Source organism: Anabaena sp. WFMT (assembly GCF_051781005.1).
Lineage (GTDB): Bacteria > Cyanobacteriota > Cyanobacteriia > Cyanobacteriales > Nostocaceae > Anabaena.
The window spans coordinates 79950-106935 of sequence record NZ_JBPWOA010000057.1 but is presented as its reverse complement, the minus strand read 5'-3'; the positions used below and the strand labels follow the sequence as shown (position 1 = coordinate 106935).

Here is a 26986-nt window from a genome sequence, read left to right as displayed (position 1 = left end):
GCAATGGATTTAACTACAAGAATTATAGAAAATTCAGGACTGAGTATACCTATCTTTGATGGGTCGTACAACAACGGCAAGGGCAGATATCTATCTGAACCAGAAATCATCAAAAATTCTCTATTAGCACAAATATTCGAGCCATCAGAATTGCCATCTCTCCTCCTGGTAAAAATTGACAGTAAAAATCCAGACGCAAATCATCTCAAAACCAGAACATTTACAGATGGCATTCAACGTAAATTAGCCTTTAGTTCAGGCGATAATTATTACTTCGCTGATGATACACTGCGGAAAAAAATTAAACGGTTATTTGCCACAGAACCAGATACCGCTTGTCGTTATGGTTCATTATTAGTTAGTAATTGCTATAAAGGCACAGAAACATTTACAAACTTACGAGTCAAAATCGTAGACTTTACAGACCCACAATATGCAGATTACAAAACCGGAGACTGTCACGGCAAGATTTCACCGCGACTAGCCAAACAACTCGGAGGAGAAAGCAACTGTCCATTGCAATTTCGATTTGCATGGATGAAATGTTGGGCTGAAACTGATAACTCGCAATCTCCAAAAACCAGCTTTTTAACCACACAATCTCCAAAAACCAGTTTTTTAGCCAAAGGAACTTTTTTACCAGATGCCAAATTAACAGATGCTGAAGGTTACGATATTGTCATGGATCGTTCCTCGATTAAAGGCATCAAAAAATCTCAACTTCAAGATTTAATCCCTTGTGGTGAATATCAACTTCCCCAAGCAGTAATAGGTAATCGAGGTAATGCTAAAGCCACCAGTTACGATAATAGTTGGCAGTTTACCATTTGGTACTCAGAAGCAGCAGTTCAACAAGATTTAAGTCAACCAACTGAGAAAAAAGCTCAGGAATTGGCACAGTTACAAAGTAATCCCTTGACGTTGGCAAAATACATCATTCAACAATATGATAAACAACAATCACAACAAGAACAAACAGAAGAAACTGTTAATGGAATAGATGATAATACTAACAATCAAGTACAGGAATCTCGCTGGATTTCCCTACTCCGCAGCGATAAATATGGTCAATTAATTGAAACACCCAAATTTCGCAAATTTGCTACTGATTATATAGCCAATCAATGGCGTGATTTAGCCATTAAAAGTGGATACAGTCATAATTCGGGTATGGCCATGCCATGCGACACTTTACCACGAGGGACAATTTGTGTCCCCCATCTACCAGAAGGAGATGTGATTCTTACCCGTTACCCTATTGTCAACTCAGACAATATTCGTCTTTACAATAACGTCCATGATCCAGAATTAAAGAAAACTCGCAACGTAGTTTGGATTCACCCCAAAGACGCTGAGGAATATCACCAAGCTGATTTTGACGGCGACCAATTAATGGTTAGTTCTGCTAATAAACTGCCCAATATTGCCAAAGAAACACTCCGTGCAGGTGAACCAGGACATTTTAAACCAGTTAAACAACGTCCTAAATTGGCATATACGGAAATTACAGATGAAGAAGGCAATTTAAAATACCGTGATTTATCACAAATTGCCGCTGCCAGCAGTCAAAATAAAGTAGGTCTAGTAGCGACAAACATTGGGCGTGTACAGTCCTCAATGCCGCGTGAAGGTGAAAATACGGAACGATTTGTCAGACGACAAAGGAAGCTGCTAAATCGTCTTTTTCAAGCACTACAAGTAGAAGTAGATTCACCCAAAAGTGCCGAAAGATTGGAGGACATCAAAGAAATTGATGGTGTGAACTTATTAGCAGAGTCCAAAAAATGGTCAGAGTCCCATCCCAGTTACTTTTTTGATTTTAAAAAAGATGACCGGCTTTATCGTTCCTTTGCCATGCCAGCAGATGCCCCAGGTGCAATAAATGTTATTGCTAGAGAAGTAGTAAATCCCTTGTGGGAACCAACACGGATTCGCAGTAGAGATAGACATGAATTTCGTTATTTGTTTCCCAAAGAAACCTTATCTGTAGATGCCTTAGAATGGGCAGAAGAATTAAAAACTAGGTTTCAACAATCGAGAGATGAAATTAAAGAACGGGTGGGAGATGATAGGGAAGCATTTAATGAAGAATTGGGCAAACTTTACGATAGTTATCGAGCCGAAATTGATGAATTATTCACCACTTCAGAGGATAGATTTGAGGGTGCAGCAGCACTGTGGCACACCCAACATACCCGTCCAGAATTAGACCGACATCGTAAGGACTGTTTACAGTTGGCAGCACAAATGGAAATTACGTTTTCGTTTGAGCATAATTATGAAATGCCTAGTGCAGCATTACCACAAGATACTTATGTTTTGACTGTTCCGTTTGGGAAAGATGCGATTAAATGGAAGGAATCTTTAGAACAAAAGAAAATTGAATTTGATGCCACTATTCATCCGCAATTACCTGTAATTGAATTTGCTTTCAAAGATTTATCATCTAAAGTAGCGGAAAAATTAGCAGCTAAATTTGGTGACAATATTCACGATTTAGATGAATTGAATATCCCCAAAGATTTGCGAATTATTCCTCCCGCAGATCATAGTTGGGCAATATCACGTCAGGATGCGGGTGTGGGGGCTTTGGCATATAATTTATTTACAGAGGAAGTATGTCAACAGCTTCAGGATTTTCAGTTTGGAGAAATGAAAGTGTTGGGGATTAAATACAATGATTTTGCTGATGAAAATTTTGCTAGTCAGCAATGGAGAAAGCGGAGTGTGACTCTAGAAGTAGGAGTTTTTGAATTACCTGCATCACACCCAGATTTTTATCGTTATAACGGGACATCAATATTACAAATTGATGGTCAGAATTTAGGAACTTTTGCACCTGATAGTCCAAAGTTGCCTGTGGGAACTACATTTACAGCTACGTTAAAACCAGAAGGTTCTAGTATTATCCTCAAAGTGAATGCTGATTCTATACAATTGCCAGATGTGATATTACCAGAATCAGAACCAAAGTTAGATAATGCTGGGGAATTGCGAACTATTCACCGGGAATTTTGGCGGCAGGAAATGTTTGATAATTTGGTAGAAGCAATTGGTATTACTTATGAACAGCGACAAGCTAATCAATCTGAAAGTCAGGAAATTGAGCAATTTAAAATTGGTGGACAGTGGACGGCTTATGTTCAGCGTAGTGGTGATTTTATTGTACGGAATGAGAATAAGCGAACGATTTGTAGAGGGAATATTCACACGGGTGAGGAGATATTTCCGCTTTCAGAAGCAGCAGCAAGTGAGTTAGAGGAGATGATTTTAGAGAGGGAGCGATTATCAGCAAATATATCCTCTGGGAAGACGCTATACTCAACCGAGGCATCATTAAATAATAAACAGAAAATATCAAATAATAGAAACCAGAGTCAAAGTCAGAATATAGAATTGAACTGATAAAGTTAAAAAATTCTAAATTTGGGGCAGGATGTTTATTTAGATAAGAATCAAAATATTGCCTATCATATCTTTTTGGAATGTATCCAAAGGATAATTTATAGTAAAAATACTCTTTGATTTAGTTATTTAATTTACTATTTTTTCAATGTATAAAATAGTGATTGCACCCAACTCACAAAATCGCGTTGCTCCCGTACAAAACGTATTAAATTTAACGATTACAATCTTGTTAACTTTCCGTTACATAGTTATAAATTTCCCCGCCGACTTACTTATACTTTTATTTATTTAACAGTTTGTGCAGTTGGGAATGAACTATCAATCTCAGGACGAGTATTTACACGATATGCCGCTAATTTTGGCAGGGCCACTCTTACGACATACAGAACCTGAATCAGTTACGGTCTGGATTGCGCTCAAACAGGCTTATCAGGTAGAACTCAAGATTTACGACACCACAAATAACGGTACAGTGTTAGGAAATTCTCTATTCCAGGGAAGACGTTCTACCATTGCCCTTGGCAAATCGCTGCATATTGTTGCCGTAACAGCTCGTTCTTTAAATATGTACCGCCTTAGAAGCGATCGCATCTACGCTTACGATCTCCAATTCATTGACCAGACTGACCAAACTCAGCAAACTTTGCAGCAAGTCTTATGTTCCAACCGCTTTCCTCGCATTAACATCAGTTATTTTGCCCACCAAAAACCAACGTTTGTCCTACCACCCAGTAATCTGCAAGATTTGCGAATTGTGCATGGTTCCTGTCGCAAACCCCACGGGCATGGGTTTGATACACTACCCATTCTAGATTGCCTAATTGAGGAAACTGCTAACCAGCCTAGACAACGCCCCCATCAACTGTTTTTGACTGGCGACCAAATTTATGGAGATGATGTATCTGAACCACTATTGTGGGTTTCCAGTATGCTTGGTGACGCGTTATTGGGTTGGGAAGAACGGCTACCAGCCACTCAAAAAAAGCCTGGGGATGCTGCTCATTACACACCAAAGCAACTACCTCCTGGACATCGGGCTGATGTGGTAACTCACCAAGCTGGCTTCACCGCAGGATTAGACAATAAACGCGCTAAGGTCGCTAGTCATCTTCTTAGCTTGGGTGAATATTATGCATCTTTTTTATTGATTTGGTCTCCAGTGTGCTGGCCAAATACTTTTCCTCAGGGACGGGAAAAGATGAAAACTCGCAAAGCCACTCAGCAGTGGGATCAGCAAATTCAAAATCTGCGGCAATTTATCCACACTCTTTGGAAAGTCCGCCGCGCCCTGGCCAATATTCCCATGTACAGTATCTTTGATGACCATGATGTCAGTGATGACTGGAACCTCAACCAAGCTTGGTGTTTGCGGGTACTGGGGCAACCCTTGGGTCAACGAGTTGTACAAAACGCGCTGTTAGCTTATACAGTTTCTCAAGCATGGGGCAATACACCCTGGCAATTTGAAGCCAATCAATCTGGTGAAAAACTATTAATGGCAGCCCATGACTGATCTGCTTCCCAAGGAACAGATACTGCGGCCTATGAGACGATCGCTCGTTATGTAGGAATGCCAGCCAATAACCCCCACACTGGCTTACCTGAGTTTACTTTGGACGGTTCAGTCTTAGTCCTAGATCGACATCCAGAGGCACTTACTTGGCACTATACAGTACGTAGCAATTGCCATGAAGTAATAGTTTTAGATACACGTACATGGCGGGGCTACCCTACTGAACAAAAACCGACAGCACCAGCAATGCTGTTATGTCCACAAACCTTTGAGCGCCAACTCTCCCTACCTCTACAACAAACTTCTGGGATTCAAGCCACAATGGTGATTGCACCGACAAATGTGTTTAGTTTGAAAATAATTGATAGGATTCACCATTGGCAATTGCAACGTGACAAAGTGTTTGCAGCAGATGTGGGAGATTCCTGGAATGTTAACTCCCAAGCATTGGCGAAATTGCTCACAACTTTATTTGCACAACGCCCAAAATTCGTGATCTTATCTGGAGATATTCACTACAGTTCAGTTATTCGTTTATCTTTTGTAAGTACTTCTCCAGATTTTGCCAACCCATCAGTTTTAGTGCAGTTAACTTCTAGTGCAATAAAGAACGAAGAGCCTATTACTCGTATACTGCATACACGACTGAAACACTGCCTCTTGCCCGAAAAGGTACGACATTGGATAGGATGGCTCAATCCACCGGATATGGTAGAACAAAGAGCTAGACAATCCCAGCATCCGCAAAAGAAACCAGATTGGAATTGTGAAATGGAATGGATTCCTCGACAAAACTTTCAGACTCCTAACTTTGGCACTAATGTGTCATGGCTCAGGACTTCTCGACAAACAGCCAAAAACGATAGAAGGCGATGGTTACAGCAGCTAATGTTCTGGAAATCTCCTTGGTTTCAAGATGGACGAGAAGTGGTGGGAGTCAATAATTTGGCCTTAGTTCAGTTTGAATTGACAGACACCAGTAATTCTTACAAAGTTATGCAAGATTCATACTGGTTTTCTTCCTGGTATCCTACCCGAATTGTTTATAGCCGCTTCGAGAGTCAACTATAGCGGCTCCCGCTTGAGTGCAATACAGTATGGGATGATGGAGTATATTAACGTCTAAGCTGGATCTCTCACGAAAATTCTCAAAGCCTTATAAAATCTACTAAATTTCAGTTTTTCGCACCTCGCCAAATTGCTGGATATACTCCACCAACTCCTTAGTATGCCCTGGGCAAACGCATCTTATTTACTAATAAAAACTAATAAAAATTTCCAAATCATCGTTATTAATTAGTGTTGTGATGGTTGCTATTTTAGCAAATAGGAATGGAAAGCGGCTAATCTTTATTTTTTAAAAGCTGTTGATTTGCACAAATAAATCTTTGAGTTCTTCGGCCATTTCGATTGGCGGATTTCCTGATAAAGCAATTGCAATTAAATGTTCAAAAAGCGATTCTTTTGATCAGCCTAGCGATACCATTCTCTAAAGGCTACAACGGGAGCATTGACTCTGTGTGATGGTAGTCTGTCGCTGAACTAGCAACTATCAAAATTAGCCAGATGGACAAAAAATAAATAGCCAATAGGACTAGGACATCTTATACAAAGTCCTGTTAGCTTAAGTGCTAAGGCAATCAGAGTTGAGTACAAAATGGCTACAAAAACGCTGACAAAACCGAAGCGACAACAAAGCTCTCAAAATCGCACCTGGGAAAACCTGACAGACCGCCGTAAACTCCGCCATATAGAAAACACACTCGATAAAGCCATTTCTGAGTCAATTCAGAACGATTCTATTCAATCTCACGAAGACTTTAAAGCCTGTGTAGAAAATTACAGCCAAGAATCAGGTAAAGCCCCCATAACCGTAGAACTTTGCGTAGGAGGTGACGATGATGACGAAATTAGAGGCTATCGCTTCTACCTCACCAGTGACCCTGGACACAGAACCAGTGGTAAATACCTAATTAAAAACCTGGAAGGAATTACCAACAAAGACGAAAACTACTTTACCCCTTCTAACATTGCGGAAATTTGCGGTTTTGCAGAAACAGAACTTGATGATTTAGATGATGAATTAAAAGATGACCTACTCGATTTAGATGAGGAAAACGAAGAAATAGATGATATTGAAGACGAACTAGACGACCTGTTAAACGACGATTTCAACAATGAACTAGATGACCCAGACGACTTAGATGAAGAAGACGAATTACCTGTTAGTCGTGTTAGTGTAGCCTCAACTAAACCTCAAGCCAAAACTGTAACTAAACCCCAAAGTAAGTCCCAGCCGAAAACACCAACTAAAACTCAAGATAAAATCCCAACTAATAAAACTGCTACCAAAAAATCCAAATCCCAAGAACCACTAGACGAAGCTTCCCGTTTAAGTGCCACAGCAGCCACCAATGGACGAGAAGTAAACGGGGTAAATTTGGGAGGATTAGCAGGACAATTAGCAACTTTGGGAATTGCTGTTGGACAAGGAGTTTTAGAACAACTAGCAGCCGAAGCTGATGAAAAGCGGCTAGAACGCATTCTCAAACAACTACAAAAACAGAATGACCGAGTAGATAACCTCACCAGTCGCTTACAGGAAATAAAACCTGATTTATCTGAATTTCAAGACTCTATAAATTCACCAAATTCTTCAAATTTTCAAATTTCTCCAAATTCTCGGACTTCTTTAAATTCCCCAAATTCTCAAGTTGTATCTGAAGCATCCACAGCAGATAATCCAGTGGCTGTAGCGGCCATGAAAATCGGCTCTAAAGTAGACAAATTGAGTTCTCAATTAGATCCCAATAATCAGTCGCCACCTTTTGAGTTAGATCAAGATGCCAGCATTACAGAACAACTCCAGCAAATTGAAGATTACTTGCAAATTATCTCCAAGCGACTTGACCGTTTAGAAAAGGTAGTTAGTCGCTTAGAAAAGCAGATATCAGCACAACAAAACAGTTCTGTAATTGCATCAGAAACTACAGAAGAAACTATCCAATCTAACTCTACTAACCAACCAGAAAATGATGTTTTAGGACATCTGACAAAACGCCAAGCCCAACAACAACAAATTGCTTGTGCTAATGCTTTAGTTGGATTTGCTAATGTTGCCAGTGAGTTATTTGACCAAACTCCTGAAAATATTGCCATTTCCAGTAACAAAACTTTAACAGTGAAACAACAGGGTAAACAAACCGAGCAAACCGGGATATCTGCGGACGTAGCCATTGCTTTAGAAAATACCCAAGGGGAAACACTTTTCGCGGGTACTTGCACTCAGGGACAATGGGCGATAGCCCAAGATAATCTCACGGCTGATGAAAAAATTGGTATCTGCAAACTGCCACAGTCAAAAGAAGAATACGCTCTTAAAGCTACCACCCAGGCATTAATTCAAAAGTTTCAAGCACAACTGCCCCACAAATTTAACGGTGATGATAAACCAATATTTACCTGGGCTGAAAAAGGTAAAGCCAAGTACGACTTTGAAGTGGTGCAACTGCCTAATGAAAAACAGACACAGCTACTGCAAGGATTTAACCCCAATCGTCACAATGAACTAGTGCTTGATGCTGTTTTAGTACCAGGAGAACCCCCTGAAATTAGGCAATGCAGTATCCCTCTCCGAGAAATGGAAGCATTACTAGACAATCAGCAATCAACTCGTTCTCAACAAGCTGATCAAGATACCGCCAAACAACAGAAAAACAAAAGTAAAACCAAAGCTAACAAATCAGAAATGCAAATTTAGTTCAGCAGAATACATCCGTCAAAGCAGAGGACAAGGGGCAAGGTGCAGGGGGCGGAGGAGAAAATTCCATACATGAATGTAGGAGTTTGAAACAAGGGCGCATTATTTCTTGCGCTTCGAGTCTCAAAAGACAAGTTTTTATTCTGAGCGTAAAAGAATTGTTGAATCAGTTAAATTTTACCGAGAAAAGAAAGATGAATCACCCAAAATCTCCCAATTCTCAGTTTAAACTGCTGCCATCTGCCAAAGTTGCCACCAACTGGAAAAACCAGAAAATTAACCGCACCGACTTAATTTTTATTGTCATAGCTCTGGCGATGGGAATTTATTTGTTGGCGACTAAACCCATATTTATGACTATTTTGGGATGTGCCAGCATTATTTTCTTGAGTATGGAGTACGTAATCCGCACAGTACCAATTTTAGAACATTATTTAGGCAGAAAAATTCGCTTTTGGCATCTCGTTACTGCCATTATCGCTGTCACCGCTGTACTCGACACTTTTGCAACTCCAGCCCATGCCATTTTTTTAAGTGGATTAGAACAGTTTTTTGTCACTTTAGCCCAACAAAGTTCACAAGCAGGAGGTGGTACTAACACATTGGATGCCAACGTTGTTGGTTTAACATTTAACCTAATTAGAGGTGCATTCTTACTGCTGGTTGCTGCTGCTTCTTTATTTGCCTATAACCAAGCACAACAAGGTAATGATTGGCGGCCAATTGTGACTCAAGTTGGTTTAGCTTTTGCAATTGTCATTGCCATAGATGTAATCACTTTTATATTTATTGGCAATGGTACAGGAGGAGGTGTTTAAGGTACAGCAGCTAATTTTAAAAGTAAAAAGGCAGGAGTTAGGAGGCAGCCCTTCGGCTTTGCTCAGGGCAGGGGGCAGGAGGTGGAAGTATCAATAAAAACTGTCTTTTCTGGGTCTAAAGCCCAGTTTTAAAAAGGAATTATACCGAGACGCGTAGCGCCAGGTATAAAGTGTCCTTACCTCAATCCCATTCTTTTAAGGGTGGGTTCCTCCAGCAAAACTGCCTTCGTCCTCCTGCCTCCTGAAACCTGTATCTGTGTTAATTGAAAATTATCATCAGTTATGGAAAATAATCCACGTAACGAATTTATCAAAGTTAATCAGATTTTAGGTAAACAAGCCAGCATTGGTCCAATACCAGCAGAGCAACTTGTCCCTTGGATTGCCATCATCATAGTTGCTTATATCATTACTAATGGGTTACTCAGCTTAGGAATGGGTTGGTTTTTCGCCACATCATTCTGGCTCATTGTCAGTTGGTGGATTTTAACCGGCAACCAGCCCCATCAATTTCTAGATAGATGGCGTAAACCACCCGGAAATGAATGGTATAACTGCAACAATATTTACATTTCCCCATTACCAGAAAACCGTCCTCCTTGGGTACGTCGTCGCTACGGTGACTCACAAATAAACATCAGATTTAAACCCCTAATTGTACCAAATCAATATGGAGGTAAAAGTAGATTTATGCCCTTCCAAAATGAAGTCAATATCTGCTGTATTGCAGAAATCAAAAAGGATGAACGACAAGTTGCCGCCCTATTATTAGAACAAGGAAAATCGCAATATCAACTAGTATTTGGTTTTCACATTGCTGGACTGCACAACATCTTACATGAAAGTGAAGTTAGTGAATTTGCTCATGCCATTGCAGAGGGAATGAAAGACTTACCAATTGGAGAACGCATCACTTTTTGTACAGGCTGCTACAGTGATGATACCCAACGCCAAACCCAACTTAATGCTTTGGCAAATGATTGTCATCTCAAGCCCATTTCTGTTTTAATCCGTAACGAACAACTGCGAGTAGAAGAATTAAAAAACGCGGGTACACGCCAAAAGTGGCAGCAAATAGCCTTTTGTACCTGGACAAGTGATCAACAAGGTAATTCCCAGCAAAAAGATTTTGTCGGTGCTGTGATTGAAAAATGCCGCAATCTTGGCACTTGGGTAGTAGAATCAATTACAGGCAATAAACGCATATACCAAGAAACATTCTTTAAAAAGCTATTATTGCAAGGCTTTCAACAGGGATTTATTCAATGGGAAGTGTTACTAAATACCAAAATAGGCTTAGAAGTCACACCTTGTAGTGCAGCAGATTTATGGCAATGGTTGTGGAACAGATTTAACGAAGGTGCTGCACCTGCCATTCCCCAAGTTATCACCCTAGAAGAAACCGACACAGGACTACAACTCACAGAAACTGTAACCACAGACAAACATATCTGCACCTTACTAATTGAAGGTACACAAGGGCGCTCTGCAAGTCCTGAACATCGCTCAGATCATGACCGAGTTTATCTCATAGGCAAGGGTAAAGTCTGCGGTGTGATGACCATGACAGACCCGCCACTGGGTTGGACAAATACCCAAGAACAACTCAAGTGGGTGTGGAAAATACTGTCTTCCAGTTATGTCCATGATACAGAAGCATGGGTGGAAATCAGTCGTGGCAATGACTTTTTGATTCAAGACAATTTAGCCCGTCAAGCAAAGCAATCTAAAGCCGCTCGCACCGTAGCGATAACTAAAGGACAGGGACGTGATATTGGTGCAGAAATCAAACAAGAAGAATCCTTTGAAGCACAACGGCGGTTGTATGAAGGTACAAAAGCCTTACATTGTGCGCCAGTCTTTCTAGTATATCGTCATAGTGCCGAGGAATTAACTCATGCTTGCAATCTACTGGCTAACAGTTTTGAAACCGCCAAGGTACTGCGCGAACGCAATATTGCTTGGGAAATATGGTTACAAACTTTACCTATCACCTGCAAACGCTTATTACATGATGGCAATTTGAGTGAGCGCCGATTAACACTTGATACCCAGACAATTGCGGGATTGATGCCTTTGACCATTCCTAAAGATATTGACCAGCAAGGTGTAGAGTTTTTGACTAGCCGTGGTGGTAAACCGATTTACATAGATTTGTTTCATCAACAAATTGGACGGGCTTTAATTACAGGTACTTCTGGTTCAGGCAAGAGTGTTTTAGGCTGGCGATTTGCAGAAGAAGCCTTAGTGAACAATATTCCCGTAGTTGGTATGGATATTTCCGCCGGTGGTAACAGCACTTTTAAAACAGCGATTGAATTACTGGGTGAGCAAGGTGCATATTATGACATTTCTAGTGGTAGTAGTAATTTGCTAGAACCACCGGACTTACGTAGGTTTGACAAGTCAGAACGGGAACGACGGATGGAATCTTGGAAGGACTTTATTCGTAAGGCTTTGGTAGCTATTTCTATGGGTAAAGTTGAAAATCCCCACCTGTCCCAAAGAGTTGATGCAATGCTAGTCAAGGCTTTGAATGTGTTTCTTAAAGACGCAGATATGATTGCTCGCTATAACCGTGCTTTTGAGATGGGTTGGCGATCGCCAGAATGGCAGGAAATCCCCACGTTGCCGGATTTTGTCAAGTTTTGTACTAGAGAACGTTTGAATTTGAGGTCTTTTGAGGAAATTGACCGACAGGCACTGAACCAAATTCAAAATCAGGTGAGTGCATTACTAGCGTCGAGGTTAGGAAAAGCGATCGCACGTCCGAGTACATTTTCTCCTGAACCAGCGATTAAATTCTTTGCCCTGAGCGGATTAACTAACGAACAGGATGCTTACTTGATGGCGATTAATGCTCATACTGCTTGCATCCGTAACGCTTTATCCCATCCCAAAAGTTTGTTTATTGGTGATGAGCTTTCAGTATTGTTGCGTAAAGATGGTTTTGCTCAAGTGATAGGTGAAACTTGTGCTACAGGACGTAAAGAAGGTATTGCTGTACTGCTCCTATCTCAAGACCCAGACACCATCTGCGAGTGTTCAACAGGCGCTCAAATCATGCAAAACATGACTTATCGAATTACTGGACGCATTACCAGTACTGGAGTTGCTTCTTTTCAACGTTATCTGGGTTATCCTGCTCATATCATTAGCCAAAATGCCACGGAAGCATTTTTACCACGCATCAGTGACCTTTATTCCTGTTGGTTAGTAGAAACAGGTGGTAGATTTTGGCGGACTCGCTTTTACCCAGGGGAAATGATGTTGGCCAGTGTTGCCAATAACCAAGATGAACGAGAAGCAAGAACACGGGTAATGGCACAGTATCCAAATACCCCTAAAAGTAGACTGTTAGGACTTAGAGCCTTTGCGAATGCGTATATTTCAGCTTTAAAGGAAAATAAAGGTTTTCAACATATTGGACAGGATGTATCTACTGTGCAACCTAATCAATTTCATTCTCAATCTAACTCTGATGAACAGGCTGAAAATCGACCTTTAATTGCTAGTTAAAAAAGTCGTTTTCCTTCCTTGCCTCAAATTTTCGCTCTCCACAACTTGAGCTTGCTAATTTTAAACTTTGGATTGAGATCGTTGGGTACTTATACTCCAGAAGTAAGCTTACATAATCAGCAACTTATCGTTTTACTTCTGACCTGCTTTTCTCACAAGTCCCGCGAATGCATTCCCCATAATTCTTACCCAAAATATGTTTCCGGCATTTTTAACACATTATTTTTTTGATGTAGTGTGAAACGCAGAATCTATATTTTATAAGGCTTTGAGAATTGTGGTGATAAATCCCTGATGACTCCTAAATTCTTACGTTTTCACTCTACTTGTGCGTAAGTCCTCGATGAGAAATAAATGTTGTGAATCTGTTGTTTTGAAGATGAAGCAATAAGATTTTAATTCACATCCTTGAAATTTAATTGTAGCTGAAGGAAGTTTGATTATGAAATTCAAATTCTTTTCGATTCAATTCATCAGCATGATGTTATTTTTGAGTATTAGCTCAATCAATAAACCAGCTTTAGCTAATACTCAAGCTCACAATACAGCAAACAGCAATCAAGTTAACAGTAGCAATATTTTTGTAGAGAATACTGAAAATCAAATTAATGATTTTCTAGGAGATGTAAAAAACTTTGTCCAACAAGACTTGTTCAATCCCATAACCGATTTGATTAATTCGACAATTGGTGCATTCCAAATTCCCGATATTTCTAAATTGTGGAATCAGATTTTGGGAGGTTCAGCTAGTAAAAGCCCTGGCTCTATATTATCGGAAATCTTGGAAAATAAAACCAATGGTCAAAGTTCTTACGGTATTCGACAGGATATCGGCAAGGATACTACTAGAAATGTTGTTACTGAAATTGCTAATCAAGCAACTTTAGGAGATACAGCACAAACTCAAATGGCTCAAATTAAGGAAGCTAATCGACAAGACACTCAAGCAATTGTCAATTTAGGAGAAGAGTCCCAAAGCTTGGATGTTACCCAGCAAATTTTACAAAACTTGTCTCAACAAACAGCACTCAATAGTCAAATCAATGAACGAATATTTCAAGAAGCACAGCAAGCAAGAATTGACCGTGCCTTAAACAATACTTTGTTTACTCAAACTGCTAAAGAACTAGCAGCTATTAACACTGCTGACCGACGCAAAAGTATAGCTGCTGGTAATGCCATGACTCAACAAGCTGGGTTACTGATGATGCCTGGTGGTGTAACTTTGGGTGACGAAAAGTGAATTTCAATTTCTAAACTGTCATTTACTGTTGCCAAAAGTTTGCGTCATTTTTAGTTTTCAAAGCTGGTAATTAATATGATATACCTAATTGCTCAATCACTTCCAGCTACTGGCGGAGAATCTCAAGCTTTAGATATTGTCTCCAGTGCTTTAGAACTATCTCGTGCCACCGTTGAATCTTGGAATTTAGTTTGGCAAGTTACCCTAGACCCCTCATCTATTTTATGGTACGGCTTAGTTGATTTAGGTGTCACCTTGGGAGCCGCTAGTATATTGTTTGTGGCACTAACGACGGGTAAAGAAATTATTGAAAAACAATCTTGGTCAGAATTAGCAGCTATCTTTGTTTGGCCACTGGTAATTATGATGTTTCTTGGTGGTAATGGTAATTTCCTAGCTAAAACTATTTTTTTTATCCGAGGCTTTGCTTATAGCCAAGTACAAAATATCCTGGAAATTCAAGTTAGTGAATTAACATTCAAGGCTGCGATTACTAATGTTACTATTAGCAGTATTGCTAGACAACAATTAGAAAATCTTTACAGTGAATGTCAGGGACAAGTTGGAGAAGAGTTAATTGAATGCTGGGATTCAAAACGAGAACAAGCAGAAGCTATTATTACCGCAGCTGAAGAGAAAGCCGAATCTCCACTTCAACCACTTAAAGATTTTGCTCAATTCCTTTGGAATCGCACATTGCCTGGTCAAATTGGTACTACTATTCAATTTGTCAATGACCCAGGTAGTGTATTTCGAGATACAGCTATTCCCATTATTCGTTTAATTCTTTATGCCCTGCAATGGGGATTTGTCAACATTTTAGAAGCAGCATTATTACTAACTGCTTTATTTGCACCTATTGCCGTTGGTTTATCACTTTTACCATTGCAAGGTCGTCCTATTTGGGCATGGTTAACTGGGTTTATTTCTCTATTTGGTGTCCAACTGGGATACAACATTTTAGTAGGTCTAACAGCCGTTGTCTTGGTCAAATCAGGTGCAGCATTAGCATCTGATGTCGCATTCATGTTTTTCTTAAGTATCTTTGCACCAATTCTAGCAGTCTTGATAGCGGGAGGTGGAGGAATGGCGATTTATAACGGTATTTCTGCCAACGTCAAAGGCTTAGTTGATATCTTTAGTAGTGCTATTGGTACAGCAACTAGCGTTGCTTTGCTCCGCAGGGGGTGATTCTAATTAGGGACTTCCAACTAAAAAAATATCCAATCGTGTTTAAGGCAGGGGGAGGGACATTCGTTTTGAAACAGTAAAATTGGATAATTTATTTTCTGGAGTTCCCTTAATTGAAAACATCAATAATTGAGTTGAGTTCAATTATTAACAGTATTTTCATTACTTGGTCACTATGGCTACGCCATGCAAGCTATAAGAAATTCAATCTGACTGAATCTAGCTATGGAAATCAAACGAATTCAAGCGCCGCTGCTGCCAGAATCGAAAAATTTATTAGCCCTATGTTTTTTATGCTTGACAGCATTTAATGGGCTAATTCTATTATTAACATTGTTCACTGCTTTCAAAATTAATAAAATTGCTGAACGTAAAACAACCTTTGCTCAGTTGGTAAACGGTGAAACAATTTACGTTTCTGAGCAAGAGCGCAACTGGCGCTATGCAGCAGTTATTCAAAAGGTAGTTAATGACTGGACAATTCTAACATTTAACTGGGACGACAAACTTACTGGTACTAATCAATCGGATCAAGGTATTCAAGTTGGTAAAAATGGGCGTATCCCTACTAATACTTGGTTTGCTTCCCTGCTGCTAGAACCAAAATTCGCCCAAGCTTCTTTACCGAAGATTGCTGAATTAGTTCCAACCGGGGTTTTCACAGGACAGCTTCGCAGTACAACTATTATTTCCTATCTTTCAGAACCAAGAGCAGTACGACTAGGGGAATGGGAAATAGACATGGTTGCTACCCGCATTTTAGTTGACCGCACTACTGGCAGAGATGAGCGTATTTCTTTCAACCGCACATTTACCGTCCAAGCAGTGGAAATTCCCCATTCTCCATTAGGAAAAAATGCTCCACTGGTAGAGCAGAAAATTTACGAAATGCGCTCGTCTGGGTTGCAAATTATCAGAATGGTTGAGTTCAATCCTCAGCAACGACGTTAAGTGATTACTTAAACGTGGGTTCCCTTCTGCCTCCTGAATTGACCTCTTCATCAAGGAAAAAACTAAAATCATGGACAATTCCCATCAAAACCACGAATTTGACTCCTACGAAAATTCGGCTAATTATTCCTTAGAATCACATACTAATAATGGTAATCATCGTTCTACCCACACCGCTGTAGATGAGGAAAATATCAGTCCTGAAGAGGAGCAAAAGCTGGCAGGCCATAACCCTACTGCAACTGTGCTTATCTCTCAAGAATATCGCTTGAAACAAGATCAAGAAGCAGCAGTAGAGCGACCATTAGCAGAAAAACCTGGTGTCCGCCTAGTATCAGTCGTCACTTTGGTGGGAGTGGTTATTGCCTCTGGTTCAACGCTCTGGTTTGGACTTCTGCAACCGAAACCTCCTGCTAAACAAGCGGCGAAAACGAATGATCCTTCTCCCAGCAGTACCCGTAGTACCCGTAGTGAACCAGTTTTAGATGAATCTGCTGAACTCAAAAGCCGATTGGCGTTTCAAGACCAACAACAACAAATCAACGTCAAACCAGTTCCTACTATATCTCCCAGTCCAGCATCACCAGCTAAACCACAACCATCACCACAAGTTCGTGCAGTACGGCAGACTGTTGCACCGCGTGCTGTTAGAGTTGCTGAACCTGCACCCAGAGTGACGCGGTATTCTTCCCCAGCTTCTGTAAATTCGCCTGTGAGTTATACAGTTCCACGAACAATTCAACGACCAGTACAACAAGCTGAAAATGATGTTGATCCTTTACAGCAATGGAACCAATTAGCTAGTCTCGGACAGTCACAAATTAGTAACTCAACTCTGTCAACTCAGGAAAAACCGATAGCATCAACAGCAAGTAATCAACCTCTCAAAACTTTAAAACCCACTACACCTCCTCTTCAAGAGACTGAACTGCAAACAGTTTTAGTTGGTTCTAAAAGTGTTGATAGTCAAACTGAATTAACTCCAGGTATGATGGGTATCCTCAATCGTACTCCTGTAGATTTAGTCAATTCCAATGTAGGCAGCAATAAGGATGTAGCACTGGGTACATCTGTGCGGGGTAAAGTAATTATGCCAATGATATGGGACGAGGGTGGTAATAATCCTAATGACCGCTTTGCTGTGGAGTTAACCGAATCTCTCAAAGCTACAGATGGTACAGAGGCACTTCCGGCTGGTACTGTTGTTGTTGCTAAAACTATAGCCGTAGGTAAAAGAAATAATTTAGTGTCTGCTAGTGCGATCGCATTGGTTTATCCTAATTCCCAAGGTACAGTTAAACAGGAAACGATACCAGCTAATACGCTATTAATTCGGGGTGGAAACAAGCGCCCATTGATTGCTCAAAAGCTCAATGATGTGGGGTCAGAAATTGCTCAACAAGATTTATTGGTGGGATTACTCAGTAGTTTGGGAAAAGTAGGTAGCATCGTCAATCAACCCGGGACTCAATCTAGCACTGTTGTTTCTGGTGGTAGTTTTAATCAAAGTACTGTTTCTAGCACCGCTGACCCGCAAATTTGGGCGGCTGCGTTGGAAGGATTTTTCAGTCCAGTTAGCGAACGTCTGTCGAGACGGTCTGACCAAGCAGTGCAAGAATTGCGGCAACGTCCTCAGATTCAATTTCTAAGAGAAGGTACTGAAGTTTCAGTTGTTGTCAATAATTTCTTGAAAATTGAACATTGAAGGATGATAGCAATTTGGTATAAATCAAATTTTTTAATCCAAAATCTAAAATTGGTATGAAACCATTTTTTGCTTACGTCATTGCCACTAACACATTAATATTCGATGTGACAGCACCTATTGTTCAAGCACAAACTCCTGCCTATCGCTTCATTGACAGAGATATAGCTGCAAAAACGAGAATTCAGGTTCAAGTTACTCCAGGACGTGCTACACCTATCAGCTTTAATCAAACTGATGAAGCGATCGCTTATATTTTGGTAGCAGATCCTTCACGGCTGGTCTACACCACAGATACAGATTTAAAAAGCGGACAAGCTACAACCATTTTTTTGAGGGTAATCAAACCTCTGAAGTTTCCTCAAGCTACCACTACTGCTATCACTAATTTACTTGTCCAAACTGTAGATGAAGGAGGACAAAAGCGACTCTACAATTTTGATATTATTCCCCAGCGGGGAAAATCTGGGTATGTCGGTATTCAAATTGCCAATGCAATTCCTGGACAGCAAAAATTATTAATAGATGAAAATCGCCAAATTACAGTTGATGATATTGAAACTGGGCTAAAAACTGCCATTAAGCGTGGTTATGCCACCACCAATGACCCTGTTGTTCCTAAAGTCCGACAACTTTTAGCTTTGTTACGCACTAATAAAGTTACTATTTCTGAAGCAGCTAAATCTGTTGATGTGCCACTAGGAGTAATTTCGGAGTTAGGTAAAATAGCGATTAATCAACGCTATTGCCAAAAGCTTATTCCTGGTTGTTAACTTTAATGGCTATATACAACATCCAGAGAATATTACTTAAGTGATAACTTCATTGATTTTCATCTCCTGAAGCAAAGTTTTTAATTGTACAAATTGCTCGACAATCTCTGCTTGGTTGAAATTTATTTCGTTTGTATTGGTAATCAAATTGACAATATTCGTTAATTCAGCTTGTTGCTTGTGGTTAACAGCTTTGAGTTGTGCAACTTCTTGTTCTCTACTTAAAACCACTTCATTTAATCGCTCGACCTCTGACATCAATGGCGCAATTGTGGCTTCTAACTCTGAATTAACTACCGTTGCTGCTTGTCTAGAAAATGTGTTCTGCCAACTGTTTTGACCTGCTTGTTCTAATGCTTTCTCTAATTGAGCTATCCGTTGTTCTAATTGCTGGTTTTTAATAGAGAGATTCTGCACTCTGGCTAACTGTCTGTCTTTTTCAATTAACTGCCCAATTAATTTCTCCTTGTCTTGCGCCATTTTTTGCGAGTGTTCCTGAGCAGCTTTTAACTCAACTGCGGCAGCTTGAAGAGCAGTATCACGAATTTCAGTAAATTTCCTCAGTTCGGCTTCTGCTTGTTCTCTTTCTCGTTCTGCTAAAGCCTCAGCAATCTTTTGTTCTACCTGTTGTGCAGTGAAAGTCTCTTGCAAACTGCTTCTACCACGAATCTGATTTGCTGGCTGTTCCGCTTGAATTTGTTCTGGTTTAAACAATGTTTTGGTGAAAGACCCCTGGGCAACCACATGGTCTAATAGCACCCACCAAGATTCATTGCCATTTGCCTCCCATTTAGCGGTAATAATGCCTTTGTAACCCTTCCAATCTCCATTAACCACAACAACTATCCGCATACCAGGAGCCAACTCTGGTGCATCTATTTTTTCGTTACTGGCAGTAGCAACAACGGTGGAATTAGTTTTTTTGGCACTGGTTGCAGTTTTCGCTGCTGCTGTCTTCTTGCCAGAATCTACAAGTTCTTTAACGAGGTGATGAGCTACTTTAGTCAATTGGCTCAGGGCTGCAACGCTCCAATTTTGGACTTTTTCTCGTACCAAGCGTTGGATTCGCTCTGGTAGTTGGTCAAACCAAGCGGAAATTTTCATGGCTGAGGAGGCAATATAGCGAGATGCGCCAAAATCGTTACTTTCAAGCCAAGTGTGAAAAACTTGTTTACCGTTTGGGCAAAAAGCAAGGCATTCGTAGTACAAATCCTGTAACGCTTTACCACTAGCTAATAATCCATCAAAAGTCTGACGGACAAAGCCGATAAAGTTAGCTAGGGTGGTTTTGGCTTTGTTTTGCAGTGCGGTTTCTGCAAATTGGTTGTAATCAAAGCTGTAATTGAGCGTAAATGGGGCAATGGTATCAGCTTGTTTATCAATGTATTGCTCTAATTCTTGCTGTGCATTTGCTTGGATATCAGCTAGAGCTACCCTAAAACCTTGATCTTGTGTCATCATAATCTTGACCTCAAATGTTAGGTCTGGTTTTTAAAAGGCGATCGCGATCTTTGGACGGAAGGCGATCGCCTTTGTTTTGCATAACTATATTATACAAGCTATAGCTTAACTTTTACAAAAAATGGTTGTATTAATACAATAAAATTACAAATAATTATAAGCCAAGCTTTTAATTATTTATACCTGACAGGAAATAGTAAAGTTAAGATGTTGAGTTTATGATTAAAACTTTGATTCGCTGGAAATTGAACGAGATTATGGCTAGACACCGAGTCAAGGGTAAAGACCTGGCTAACTACTTGGGTATCAGTGCTAATGCAGTATCTGCGCTACGAAAAGCTGAGATTGTGCCAGAAATTGGAGGTAGCAGATGGGAACTCATCTGTCTGGGTATCAACGAATTATCTAAAATTGATGAAACTATCAGCCCATTGGACTTAATTGAATACGTTCCTGACTAAGTTGATTTTCTCTTTCGCCAAGTATCCTTTAAGAATTTCTAATGATATTGGCGATAGTTTCTCTTTTCTTATGTCATCTTATTTTTGATATTATTCTGAAATTTTACCATTTCAATAACTGCTATAACTATTCTATTTTTTATGCCAAAACTTCAATAAATTAAGGTAATGATACAGGAGTAAATTTAATTGATAGAGATTATTCGTGGTCGTGCCACACCAGAGCAAATTGAACAGATGTTACAAGAGTTAAAGTTTTATATAAAGGTAGCCGTAGACCTTGAACGTCGGGTTTTAGCTGGTGGTGGTGAAATGCACTTTTACTGTGAACAAGCACTATTAGAAGATGGTAGTCTACAACAGGATATCTGGGCAGCTAGTTTTAGACCAGAGAACAAACAAATAATTTATGAATCTATGGTGAATCTACGTCCAAGACAAAACCGTTCAATGGAAATTCAGGACGCTAAAATTAGAAAACAAGTTGCTGCAATTATTATGGAGTTCCTGGGATGACTAAGTTCACTACTTTACAAGCCACATTTATCAAGGATGATGTTGCGATCAGGTTAAATAATTTAAATAATCACTTAAAACAGATTCAAGCATTATCACAAGACTCTGCTAATAATGAAGTGGTCAAAGCTTTGATTAGAGAGACAATGTATTTTATAGAATGGATAGCCCCTGATATAGAATTTGACCATGCTTTTGAGTTGGCTAATTTAGGAAGATTTTTAACACGCTGGTTGTTTAATGCAGAAGCCTGGAGTCACACAGAAAGCGAAAATCAATTTACTCAGGAATTAGGGAATTGGAATAACAGAATATTACAAATATCACAATTATTAGGTGCATAAATTATGACTCAACCACCATTACCACAACCAAAATTAGAACCCAGTGGAATTACTTTTGACCAATATGTAGAGTTTACGCCCCAAAAACTAGAATTGAGTAACGGATACATGGGTTACGGTGGACAAGATCAGCTTGGCTTTCATTTAGCAGTGCTTACCAATATGGGGTTATTAAAAGCAGCCCAACATACCAATTTAGCATTGTGGGTAGAAGCCCTGGACAATGTGATGAGAGAAAAACTAGCAAAAATTAATGCTAATGCTGAACTAGAAGTGGCAGAAGCAATGTTAAATAGATTCAATCAGGCAATGTTAGACCTAGAAGCTGTGGTAGATTATTTGGGTGAATAGCCTAGTTTTTAGATTTTCCTCTAAGAAAATTTCGACAGTAGCAGAATGGAACAACTTAGTTTATTTGGAAACACCGAATATAAAACATTAAGAACCACAAAACCAGTGATGGATGCTGAATTTTTACAACAGTGGAAATCACGGGTATTTAACTATCAAAAAAGTATTAGAAACAGTGAACCACCACAACAAACATCGCTATTTGAGTTAACACCATCATATTGTAAACCTGATACTATTGATCCGTTTAAACTACAATTACAATCAATGGCGTTTTATCGGATGCCGGATTATTACGGTCAAGCAGCCCTGTATTTTATCATTGATTCTGCTAGTGAATTATTGTTATACATTGGTGAAACAAAACACAGTAATAAAAGATGGAAGGGTACACACGATTGTAAAAATTATATTACCAGTTACCAAGAGTTACATCACCGTTATGATATGAAAACAGCAGTGAATATTGCTTTTTGGTGGGATGCCCCAACTGAGAGGAAAGCACGTCAAGATTTGGAACAGGCATTAATTCAACGGTGGCGATCGCCTTTCAACAAAGAAATGTGGGATTTATGGGGTCAACCATTCGGAAGTTTTTGAAAAATAATTAATTGGGGTCATCTCTACCGATACCCAACTGACGCAACTTAGCTTTGACATCTACCCAATCAGAACCACAATAGTAATATTGTTTATCTCGAATATTTGCAATATAATAACCGTTTTTACCACCGGTGACTCTAAATAATTCAATCAATACCTTGGCTTTGGTTAATCCATTCCTTTGCAAAGTTGAATCTAAATCTGTGGGGAATTCATGAGCATTATAAAACACCTTGCCTGGATAAAAAGACCAGCTAGTGCCTTGGCGGTGGTAAATTTGCAGGTACAAAGGAGAATAAATTGATTGAGTCATGAAAACATTGTAAACAATCAAAATCAGGGGATTCCCAAAATCAGAAACTCCCTGAAATTAACATGATAATAAATTAATGACAGTGATACCCACCGGTTCTGGAATCATGATGACATCCTGCTCGATTAGTTCTGCCAGAATGGGCAAATGCTGGACTGATTGCTGATAAGAACACTATCGCTGCCAACGGCAATACTATTAACTTTTTCATCTTTAATACTGTGTAAATAAATGTAACTACTGCACAATAACATCAATAAAAGTGTTAAACACAAAGAACACCAAAACTTTAAAAACAACAAAATTCTATATCCTTATCTGGAATAAACTTTTCCTATAAAAATTACAGGGTCATTGGGCGATCGCTTTGCTAACTGTTATTGAATGCAATACCCAAGTCGAGATATGTGGAATTTCCTGCAAGATGGTTTGGGAACCCTTGTTATATCTGCATTTCAGCCTTAGCGTGCAATTTACCCTTTTTGGTTTGTAGCGATTATTGTTTAGGAGTTTCCTCTAAGAATTTTTTAGTTATTATGTACTATAAAAATTTCCTGCAAGAATAAATTATAAGGCAGTCACCACAACTGCCCAAATAGTTAGTTAAAATCATCAAGTCGTCGCAAGTCCCAAGGCAGGGAACGTCTGCTTTGTCGCAAAATTGACTCATAACCTTCAGGAGAAAGCCAAGAACCGTCTTCTAACTGTACATAATCTGGTGGTACTTGTTCCGCTGGTGTAGATGCAGGTAATGTCCAGGGACGTTTAGGTTTGACACCGGGGACTAATTGCAACTGCTCTTGAATCTCACTGAGTTGTTGGGTGATGGGAGTCAGGGATTTTTCTAAGACTGCGGTGATCATTTTTGATAAATCTTCTTTGCTGATTATTCCCTGAGAGCTTGGATTAATGGGGGCATACCCAGTTTGTGACCAGATAAAGACCCTTAACCCAGCTTTGGCAATCATGCGATAATTAGTAATTGCTATTTGTTTGCCTTTATACTTCCTTGCCTCCAGTGCGTAATATTCCAGGACTGTATGACAAACTTCGTCAATAATGAAAACCCTGCCAGAAGGGTCATTCGTGATGAGTCTCCAGTCACTACCAGCAAAGGGTTTTAGAGAATTTTGAAGCTCATTCGTGATGGGGTCAGAATCCCTAAGACGGTTCAATATTTGGGTAATAGTATGTTGTTCTACCCCGCAAAATTTAGATAAAGATACTACACTCATGCCACTAACACCATCGCTAGAACGGGTGCAGTAACTTTGGTCTTCGTTGGTTTTCTCTATTTGTGTCATCATGAAATTACCTTTGAATATGAGGTATAAGGCGATCGCTCTCCCGCCAAGAAGTTGCGATCGCCTTTGTTATAACTATTATCTCTAATTTTATGTTTTTTGTACAGATAAAATACATAAAAAACTGTAGAATAAAAAATAGCTGATGTATTTTGCTTTAATAAAGGCGTAAATATGACAATAGCTATTGTGGGAAGACCAAGAAGAAACCGATTAACCGACCGTGTTAATTACAAACTTGATAGGGAAATCAGAGCAATTTTGTCACGGATAGCCGAGCGTCAAGGTAGAACAGAGGGCGCACAGGTCGAGCAAATGATTTTGTTCTATGAAGCCTGTCAACGTCTGAATAATGAAGGTGAATCCATCACAATGGATGCCATTAACGCCAAAGTTAACCAAATATGGGATGAATTAACAATCAATGAGTAAACTTTATCACTGCTGCACTTAGCATATATTGAGCGAACAATGTCCACTTTACCAAACTCTGCTCCACAACAAATTAATGCTTCTGTTCCCCAAGAAACTATTACGGGAGTAGTAGAACGGCTCACTTTTTACTCGGGTGAGTCTGGCTACACAGTGGCACGCTTAACTCGATCCAGTATCAAAGATTTAACAACCATTGTCGGCAGCTTTGCCAATATTCAGCCAGGGCAGACACTACAACTAACGGGTTTTTGGCGTGAACATCCCCAATATGGACCCCAATTCCAAGTTATCAACTATAAAGAAACCAAACCAGCTACACTTACGGGTATTGAAAAGTATTTGGGCAGTGGATTAATTAAAGGTGTTGGTCCAGTGACAGCAAAAAGGATTGTTGCCCATTTTGGAGTAGAAACCCTAGAAATCATTGAAAATCAGATTGACCGTTTAATTGAAGTGAATGGCATAGCCAAAAAACGAATCAAGTTGATAAAAAACGCCTGGGAAACCCAAAAAGCTATTAAAGAAGTGATGGTGTTTTTGCAAGGACATGGCGTTTCTACTATCTATGCAGTCAAGATTTATAAACAGTATGGGGATAAAGCGATCGCTATTGTCACCAACAACCCCTACCAACTAGCGACTGATATCTATGGTATCGGGTTTCTCACTGCTGACAAAATAGCCCGTAATTTAGGAGTTCCTGCTGATTCCCAGTTTAGATATTGTGCTGGACTTGTTCATGCTTTAAGTGAAGCCGCCGAAGATGGTCATTGTTACTTACCACAGCCAGAACTAATTGAGTCAGTAATTAAACTGCTGACTACTGAATCTCATCAGCCCACAGAACAGGCAATGACTCAAACTATCACAGACATGATGTTGAAAGATGAGTTAATCAGAGAAAAGGATGGTGATACATTACTTTGCTACAAGCCTACTTATTTTCATACTGAACAAAATCTAGCAGAATTGATAAATCAACGTCTGAGTCAGCCTGTTACTACTGACATTCCCCGTGTTCGTGCTTGGCTAGAAAGATTTACACAAACTCAAAAAATTGAACTTTCCCAACAGCAACAGGAATCTGTAGAAATGGCTGCTTATTCCCCGATCATGATTCTTACAGGGGGTCCAGGAGTTGGTAAAACGTTCACTACCCATACCATAGTTAGTTTATGGAAGGCGATGGGTAAATCCATTGCGTTAGCTGCACCAACGGGAAGGGCAGCACAACGTTTGGCGGAAATGACTGGTTTAGAAGCAAAAACCATACATCGTTTATTGGAATTTGACCCCAGGACAAGGGGTTTTAAATCTGACAACGATAATCCGTTACCTCAGACAGCAATTATTGTTGATGAAGCCAGTATGTTAGATTTATTTTTAGCATACGCCTTAGTCAAAGCAGTTTCCGCCGGCGCACAACTTTTATTGGTAGGAGATATTGACCAGTTACCGTCAGTGGGACCAGGTAGTATCCTTGCTGATTTGATTAATTCTGGCAGAGTGCCAGTAATGCGACTAACTCAGGTATTTCGTCAGGCTCAACAGAGTGCAATTATTACTGCTGCTCATCAAATTAATCGGGGGCAGTATCCTACAATTGAAGCAATTAATAATTCTCCTGTCTCTGATTGTTTGTGGCATAGTGGGGGATTTGAAGCAGAACACGGGGTACAGACGATTTGTGAATTAATTACAGACTTGATCCCAAAATTAGGATTTAACCCCGCTACGGATGTACAAGTGCTTTGTCCGATGTCAAGGGGATTAGTGGGTACTCGTAATCTGAATACGGTATTGCAGGAATTAATTAATCCTAAAAGTCCCGATAAGGTAGAGATTAATAGGGGTGGAATAACATTGCGGGTAGGTGATAGGGTGATTCAGCAGACTAACGATTATCAACGGGAGGTTTTTAACGGTGATTTGGGAATTATCACGGATATTGACACTGTTGAACAAGAAATAAATGTGCAGTATGGCGAACGTTCTGTAGTTTATGATTATGCCGACCTCAATGAAATTACTTTAGCTTGGAGTGTTTCTATACATAAATCCCAAGGTTCTGAATATCCGGTGGTGATTTTACCTTTGTATATGCAACATTACATGATGCTTAGTCGTAATCTACTTTATACAGGTTTAACTCGTGCTAAAAAGTTAGCAATTGTGATTGGGGCAAAAAAAGCTATATCGTTGGCTGTGCGTTCTACTAATGATATGCGACGATATACACAGTTACAACAAAGGTTGGTATCATTTCATGAACCTTGCTAAATACTAAATATCTGCATTCGGGGATAAGCAAGAACTG

Annotated in this window: 22 protein-coding genes; 18 read left to right on the top strand and 4 right to left on the bottom strand. The window is 39.7% G+C overall.

Translation table 11 applies throughout. From position 1 onward, the window contains the following. The first annotated feature begins 3 nt into the window (after window positions 1-3). The 11 genes from ACSQ6I_RS27635 (at window position 4) to ACSQ6I_RS27585 (ending at window position 18881) form a co-directional block, all read left to right on the top strand. Window positions 4-3405 (top strand): RNA dependent RNA polymerase, encoded by a 3402-nt coding sequence (locus tag ACSQ6I_RS27635; protein ID WP_438893355.1) that lies wholly within the window; start codon window positions 4-6, stop codon window positions 3403-3405. Window positions 3406-3718: 313 nt separating this feature from the next. Continuing rightward, the gene (locus tag ACSQ6I_RS27630) at window positions 3719-4921 is read left to right on the top strand and encodes a hypothetical protein (protein ID WP_438893354.1); all 1203 of its coding nucleotides are present in this window, start codon (window positions 3719-3721) and stop codon (window positions 4919-4921) included. A gap of 57 nt (window positions 4922-4978) precedes the next feature. Continuing rightward, window positions 4979-5992 carry a hypothetical protein gene (locus ACSQ6I_RS27625; RefSeq protein WP_438893353.1) on the top strand — a complete coding sequence of 338 codons (1014 nt, stop codon included), beginning with the start codon at window positions 4979-4981 and terminating at the stop codon, window positions 5990-5992. Window positions 5993-6578: 586 nt separating this feature from the next. Continuing rightward, window positions 6579-8681 carry a hypothetical protein gene (locus ACSQ6I_RS27620; RefSeq protein ID WP_438893352.1) on the top strand — a complete coding sequence of 701 codons (2103 nt, stop codon included), beginning with the start codon at window positions 6579-6581 and terminating at the stop codon, window positions 8679-8681. A gap of 194 nt (window positions 8682-8875) precedes the next feature. Continuing rightward, a complete protein-coding gene (locus ACSQ6I_RS27615; RefSeq protein ID WP_015217603.1) occupies window positions 8876-9499 on the top strand; it encodes a hypothetical protein in 624 nt (207 codons plus the stop codon). A 282-nt stretch (window positions 9500-9781) separates the two neighbouring features. Beyond that, window positions 9782-13018, top strand: coding sequence for a hypothetical protein (locus ACSQ6I_RS27610; protein ID WP_438893351.1), 3237 nt, complete (start codon window positions 9782-9784; stop codon window positions 13016-13018). A 442-nt stretch (window positions 13019-13460) separates the two neighbouring features. Further along, on the top strand, window positions 13461-14261 hold the full coding sequence (locus ACSQ6I_RS27605; protein WP_438893350.1) for a hypothetical protein: 801 nt from the start codon (window positions 13461-13463) through the stop codon (window positions 14259-14261). A 75-nt stretch (window positions 14262-14336) separates the two neighbouring features. Next, window positions 14337-15452, top strand: coding sequence for a hypothetical protein (locus tag ACSQ6I_RS27600; protein WP_438893349.1), 1116 nt, complete (start codon window positions 14337-14339; stop codon window positions 15450-15452). 225 nt (window positions 15453-15677) lie between these two features. Next, window positions 15678-16403, top strand: a complete 726-nt coding sequence (locus ACSQ6I_RS27595; RefSeq protein ID WP_438893348.1) for a hypothetical protein — start codon at window positions 15678-15680, stop codon at window positions 16401-16403. Between the two features lie 70 nt (window positions 16404-16473). Next, on the top strand, window positions 16474-18108 hold the full coding sequence (locus tag ACSQ6I_RS27590) for a hypothetical protein (RefSeq protein WP_438893347.1): 1635 nt from the start codon (window positions 16474-16476) through the stop codon (window positions 18106-18108). 56 nt (window positions 18109-18164) lie between these two features. Then, window positions 18165-18881, top strand: a complete 717-nt coding sequence (locus ACSQ6I_RS27585) for a hypothetical protein (protein ID WP_438893346.1) — start codon at window positions 18165-18167, stop codon at window positions 18879-18881. 36 nt (window positions 18882-18917) lie between these two features. On the opposite strand, the gene ACSQ6I_RS27580 is transcribed toward ACSQ6I_RS27585, so the two are convergent. After that, window positions 18918-20342, bottom strand: coding sequence for a hypothetical protein (locus ACSQ6I_RS27580; RefSeq protein ID WP_438893345.1), 1425 nt, complete (start codon window positions 20340-20342; stop codon window positions 18918-18920). A 218-nt stretch (window positions 20343-20560) separates the two neighbouring features. Between ACSQ6I_RS27580 and ACSQ6I_RS27575 the strand changes: the two genes are divergently transcribed. From ACSQ6I_RS27575 to ACSQ6I_RS27555, 5 genes are all read left to right on the top strand, one after another. Next, window positions 20561-20803, top strand: a complete 243-nt coding sequence (locus ACSQ6I_RS27575) for a helix-turn-helix domain-containing protein (RefSeq protein WP_015217595.1) — start codon at window positions 20561-20563, stop codon at window positions 20801-20803. A 189-nt stretch (window positions 20804-20992) separates the two neighbouring features. Then, entirely contained in the window at window positions 20993-21319 is a 327-nt protein-coding gene (locus ACSQ6I_RS27570) for a DUF5674 family protein (protein WP_438893344.1), read from the top strand. Beyond that, window positions 21316-21663, top strand: coding sequence for a hypothetical protein (locus ACSQ6I_RS27565; RefSeq protein ID WP_438893343.1), 348 nt, complete (start codon window positions 21316-21318; stop codon window positions 21661-21663). Before ACSQ6I_RS27570 ends, ACSQ6I_RS27565 begins: the two co-directional genes overlap by 4 nt. A 3-nt stretch (window positions 21664-21666) precedes the next feature. Beyond that, window positions 21667-22014, top strand: a complete 348-nt coding sequence (locus ACSQ6I_RS27560; protein ID WP_438893342.1) for a hypothetical protein — start codon at window positions 21667-21669, stop codon at window positions 22012-22014. 45 nt (window positions 22015-22059) lie between these two features. Beyond that, window positions 22060-22614 carry a GIY-YIG nuclease family protein gene (locus ACSQ6I_RS27555; RefSeq protein WP_438893341.1) on the top strand — a complete coding sequence of 185 codons (555 nt, stop codon included), beginning with the start codon at window positions 22060-22062 and terminating at the stop codon, window positions 22612-22614. A gap of 7 nt (window positions 22615-22621) precedes the next feature. Here ACSQ6I_RS27555 and ACSQ6I_RS27550 read toward each other — a convergent pair whose 3' ends face one another. The 3 genes from ACSQ6I_RS27550 to ACSQ6I_RS27540 form a co-directional block, all read right to left on the bottom strand. Then, window positions 22622-22930, bottom strand: a complete 309-nt coding sequence (locus ACSQ6I_RS27550; protein WP_438893340.1) for a hypothetical protein — start codon at window positions 22928-22930, stop codon at window positions 22622-22624. 73 nt (window positions 22931-23003) lie between these two features. After that, window positions 23004-23141, bottom strand: coding sequence for a YHYH domain-containing protein (locus ACSQ6I_RS27545; RefSeq protein WP_438893339.1), 138 nt, complete (start codon window positions 23139-23141; stop codon window positions 23004-23006). 388 nt (window positions 23142-23529) lie between these two features. Beyond that, a complete protein-coding gene (locus tag ACSQ6I_RS27540; RefSeq protein WP_438893338.1) occupies window positions 23530-24237 on the bottom strand; it encodes a hypothetical protein in 708 nt (235 codons plus the stop codon). 171 nt (window positions 24238-24408) lie between these two features. On the opposite strand from ACSQ6I_RS27540, the gene ACSQ6I_RS27535 reads away from it, so the two are divergent. Then, window positions 24409-24666: a hypothetical protein gene (locus ACSQ6I_RS27535; protein WP_438893337.1), complete on the top strand. Its 258-nt coding sequence runs from the start codon at window positions 24409-24411 to the stop codon at window positions 24664-24666. 39 nt (window positions 24667-24705) lie between these two features. Continuing rightward, window positions 24706-26949, top strand: coding sequence for an SF1B family DNA helicase RecD2 (gene recD2 / locus ACSQ6I_RS27530; RefSeq protein WP_438893336.1), 2244 nt, complete (start codon window positions 24706-24708; stop codon window positions 26947-26949). The last annotated feature ends 37 nt before the right edge of the window (window positions 26950-26986 follow it).

Coding starts and splice junctions, on each gene's coding strand:
- ACSQ6I_RS27635 (WP_438893355.1), top strand. CDS start 4: ATGGATTTAACTACAAGAATTATAGAAAATTCAGGACTGAGTATACCT.
- ACSQ6I_RS27630 (WP_438893354.1), top strand. CDS start 3,719: ATGAACTATCAATCTCAGGACGAGTATTTACACGATATGCCGCTAATT.
- ACSQ6I_RS27625 (WP_438893353.1), top strand. CDS start 4,979: ATGCCAGCCAATAACCCCCACACTGGCTTACCTGAGTTTACTTTGGAC.
- ACSQ6I_RS27620 (WP_438893352.1), top strand. CDS start 6,579: ATGGCTACAAAAACGCTGACAAAACCGAAGCGACAACAAAGCTCTCAA.
- ACSQ6I_RS27615 (WP_015217603.1), top strand. CDS start 8,876: ATGAATCACCCAAAATCTCCCAATTCTCAGTTTAAACTGCTGCCATCT.
- ACSQ6I_RS27610 (WP_438893351.1), top strand. CDS start 9,782: ATGGAAAATAATCCACGTAACGAATTTATCAAAGTTAATCAGATTTTA.
- ACSQ6I_RS27605 (WP_438893350.1), top strand. CDS start 13,461: ATGAAATTCAAATTCTTTTCGATTCAATTCATCAGCATGATGTTATTT.
- ACSQ6I_RS27600 (WP_438893349.1), top strand. CDS start 14,337: ATGATATACCTAATTGCTCAATCACTTCCAGCTACTGGCGGAGAATCT.
- ACSQ6I_RS27595 (WP_438893348.1), top strand. CDS start 15,678: ATGGAAATCAAACGAATTCAAGCGCCGCTGCTGCCAGAATCGAAAAAT.
- ACSQ6I_RS27590 (WP_438893347.1), top strand. CDS start 16,474: ATGGACAATTCCCATCAAAACCACGAATTTGACTCCTACGAAAATTCG.
- ACSQ6I_RS27585 (WP_438893346.1), top strand. CDS start 18,165: ATGAAACCATTTTTTGCTTACGTCATTGCCACTAACACATTAATATTC.
- ACSQ6I_RS27580 (WP_438893345.1), bottom strand. CDS start 20,342: ATGATGACACAAGATCAAGGTTTTAGGGTAGCTCTAGCTGATATCCAA.
- ACSQ6I_RS27575 (WP_015217595.1), top strand. CDS start 20,561: ATGATTAAAACTTTGATTCGCTGGAAATTGAACGAGATTATGGCTAGA.
- ACSQ6I_RS27565 (WP_438893343.1), top strand. CDS start 21,316: ATGACTAAGTTCACTACTTTACAAGCCACATTTATCAAGGATGATGTT.
- ACSQ6I_RS27560 (WP_438893342.1), top strand. CDS start 21,667: ATGACTCAACCACCATTACCACAACCAAAATTAGAACCCAGTGGAATT.
- ACSQ6I_RS27555 (WP_438893341.1), top strand. CDS start 22,060: ATGGAACAACTTAGTTTATTTGGAAACACCGAATATAAAACATTAAGA.
- ACSQ6I_RS27550 (WP_438893340.1), bottom strand. CDS start 22,930: ATGACTCAATCAATTTATTCTCCTTTGTACCTGCAAATTTACCACCGC.
- ACSQ6I_RS27545 (WP_438893339.1), bottom strand. CDS start 23,141: ATGAAAAAGTTAATAGTATTGCCGTTGGCAGCGATAGTGTTCTTATCA.
- ACSQ6I_RS27540 (WP_438893338.1), bottom strand. CDS start 24,237: ATGATGACACAAATAGAGAAAACCAACGAAGACCAAAGTTACTGCACC.
- ACSQ6I_RS27535 (WP_438893337.1), top strand. CDS start 24,409: ATGACAATAGCTATTGTGGGAAGACCAAGAAGAAACCGATTAACCGAC.
- recD2 (WP_438893336.1), top strand. CDS start 24,706: ATGTCCACTTTACCAAACTCTGCTCCACAACAAATTAATGCTTCTGTT.